Below are 2,893 nucleotides of genomic sequence, written 5' to 3' on the forward strand. Positions count from 1 at the left end.
TTCCCACGCTTCCGTCAGATCGCTGACAAAGTGGGCGCTTACCTGTTCGTCGACATGGCGCACGTGGCCGGCCTGGTCGCGGCCGGGCTGTACCCGAACCCGCTGCCGTACGCCGACGTGGTCACCACCACTACCCACAAGACCCTGCGCGGCCCACGGGGCGGCCTGATTCTGGCCAAGGCCAACGAAGAACTGGAAAAGAAACTCAACGCTGCGGTGTTCCCCGGCGGCCAGGGCGGGCCGCTGATGCACGTCATCGCGGCCAAGGCCGTGTGCTTCAAGGAAGCCCTGGAACCCAGCTTCAAGGCGTATCAGCAGCAAGTGATCGACAACGCCCAGGCCATGGCTGGCGTGTTCATCGACCGCGGCTACGATGTAGTGTCCGGCGGCACCGATAACCACCTGTTCCTGGTCAGCCTGATCCGTCAGGGCCTGACCGGCAAAGAGGCCGATGCGGCCCTGGGCCGTGCCCATATCACGGTGAACAAGAACGCCGTACCGAATGACCCGCAGTCGCCGTTCGTCACGTCCGGCCTGCGCATTGGCACCCCGGCGGTGACCACGCGCGGCTTCAAGGTCAGCCAGTGCACCGCACTGGCCGGCTGGATCTGCGACATTCTCGACAACCTTGGCGATGCCGATGTCGAGGCCGATGTGGCGAAAAACGTGTCGGCACTGTGTGCAGACTTTCCGGTTTACCGCTGAGTGGTTGAGGAGTAACTGACTATGCAACGCTACTCGGGCTTCGGCCTTTTCAAGCACTCGCTGAGCCACCATGAAAACTGGCAGCGCATGTGGCGCACGCCGACCCCGAAAAAGGTCTACGACGTGGTGATCGTCGGCGGCGGCGGGCATGGCCTGGCCACGGCCTACTACCTGGCCAAAGAACACGGCATCACCAATGTTGCGGTGGTCGAGAAGGGCTGGTTGGGCGGTGGCAACACCGCCCGTAACACCACCATCGTGCGTTCCAACTACCTGTGGGACGAGTCGGCGCACCTCTACGAACACGCCATGAAACTCTGGGAAGGCCTGTCGCAAGACATCAACTACAACGTGATGTTCTCCCAGCGCGGCGTCTACAACCTGTGCCACACCCTGCAGGACATGCGTGATTCGGAGCGTCGGGTCAGTGCCAACCGGCTCAACGGTGTGGACGGCGAACTGCTCAACGCCCAGCAAGTGGCCGACGAGATTCCGTACCTGGACTGCTCGAAAAACACCCGCTACCCGATCATCGGTGCCACCGTGCAGCGCCGCGGCGGGGTTGCCCGTCACGACGCCGTGGCCTGGGGCTTTGCCCGCGCTGCCGATGCCTTGGGCGTGGACCTGATTCAGCAAACCGAAGTCACCGGTTTCCGTAAGGAAAATGGCGTGGTCATCGGGGTTGAAACCAGCAAGGGCTTCATTGGCGCCAAGCGGGTCGGTGTGGTCACTGCCGGCAACTCCGGGCACATGGCCAAGCTCGCCGGCTTCCGCCTGCCGCTGGAGTCGCACCCGCTGCAAGCACTGGTGTCCGAGCCGATCAAACCGATCATCGACAGTGTGATCATGTCCAACGCCGTGCACGGCTACATCAGCCAGTCGGACAAGGGCGACCTGGTGATCGGCGCCGGTATCGACGGTTGGGTTGGCTACGGCCAGCGCGGCTCGTACCCGGTGATCGAACACACCCTGCAGGCCATCGTCGAGATGTTCCCGATCCTGTCCCGTGTGCGCATGAACCGGCAGTGGGGCGGCATCGTCGATACCTCGCCGGACGCCTGCCCGATCATTTCCAAGACCCCGGTCAAGAACCTGTTCTTCAACTGCGGTTGGGGCACCGGTGGCTTCAAGGCCACGCCGGGTTCAGGCAACGTCTTTGCCGCCAGCCTGGCCAAGGGTGAAATGCACCCGCTGGCTGCGCCTTTTTCCATCGACCGTTTCTACAACGGCGCACTGATCGACGAACACGGCGCTGCCGCTGTCGCCCACTAACAGGAGAACCTGACCATGTTGCACATCTTCTGTCCCCACTGTGGCGAGCTGCGCTCCGAAGAGGAATTCCACGCCGCTGGCCAGGCGCACATCCCGCGCCCGCTCGACCCGGATGCCTGCACCGATGAGGAATGGGGCACCTACATGTTCTTCCGCGACAACCCACGCGGCCTGCACCACGAACTGTGGATTCACGCCGCCGGTTGCCGCCAGTACTTCAATGCCACCCGTGACACGGTGACCTACGAAATTCTGGAAACCTATCCAATTGGCGCCAAGCCACAAGTGACCGGCAAAAACACCAGCCCGCAGTTGGCAGTCAGTGGTCAGGGAGAAAAGGTATGAGCCAGGTCAATCGCCTGTCCAACGGCGGTCGTATCGACCGCAGCAAAGTCTTGAACTTCACCTTCAACGGCCAGAGCTATCAGGGCTATGCCGGTGACACCCTGGCGGCCGCGTTGCTGGCCAACGGCGTGGACATCGTCGGGCGCAGCTTCAAGTACTCGCGCCCTCGCGGGATCATCGCCGCCGGTGCCGAAGAGCCGAACGCGATCCTGCAGATCGGCGCCACCGAAGCCACCCAGGTGCCGAACGTGCGCGCTACCCAGCAGGCACTGTATGCCGGCCTGGTGGCCACCAGCACCAATGGCTGGCCGAGCGTGAACAACGACGTGATGGGGATCCTGGGCAAGGTCGGCGGCAAGCTGATGCCACCGGGCTTCTACTACAAGACCTTCATGTACCCGCAGTCGTTCTGGATGACCTACGAGAAGTACATCCGCAAAGCGGCTGGCCTGGGCCGTTCGCCGCTGGAAAACGACCCGGACACCTACGATTACATGAACCAGCACTGTGACGTGCTGGTGGTTGGCGGCGGCCCGGCTGGCCTGGCCGCTGCCTTGGCGGCTGGCCGCAG

4 protein-coding genes are annotated in these 2,893 nt (G+C 63.1%); all 4 read left to right on the forward strand.

Going from position 1 to position 2,893, the window contains the following annotated elements; genetic code table 11:
* Positions 1-705 (forward strand): serine hydroxymethyltransferase (locus UIA24_RS22785; protein WP_330524011.1); only part of this gene is annotated, 705 nt, incomplete at its 5' end.
* A 21-nt stretch (positions 706-726) separates the two neighbouring features.
* Positions 727-1,977 (forward strand): sarcosine oxidase subunit beta family protein, encoded by a 1,251-nt coding sequence (locus tag UIA24_RS22790; protein ID WP_099773990.1) that lies wholly within the window; start codon positions 727-729, stop codon positions 1,975-1,977.
* Positions 1,978-1,992: 15 nt separating this feature from the next.
* On the forward strand, positions 1,993-2,322 hold the full coding sequence (locus UIA24_RS22795) for a sarcosine oxidase subunit delta (protein ID WP_099773991.1): 330 nt from the start codon (positions 1,993-1,995) through the stop codon (positions 2,320-2,322).
* The coding region (locus tag UIA24_RS22800; protein WP_330524012.1) for a 2Fe-2S iron-sulfur cluster-binding protein at positions 2,319-2,893 on the forward strand (575 nt) is incomplete at its 3' end. The genes UIA24_RS22795 and UIA24_RS22800, both read left to right, overlap by 4 nt.

This window comes from Pseudomonas sp. AL 58 (assembly GCF_036348395.1).
GTDB classification, from domain to species: domain Bacteria; phylum Pseudomonadota; class Gammaproteobacteria; order Pseudomonadales; family Pseudomonadaceae; genus Aquipseudomonas; species Aquipseudomonas defluvii.

Excerpts from the sequence above, each read along its gene's own strand:
- UIA24_RS22790 (WP_099773990.1), top strand. The coding sequence starts at position 727 with ATGCAACGCTACTCGGGCTTCGGCCTTTTCAAGCACTCGCTGAGCCAC.
- UIA24_RS22795 (WP_099773991.1), top strand. The coding sequence starts at position 1,993 with ATGTTGCACATCTTCTGTCCCCACTGTGGCGAGCTGCGCTCCGAAGAG.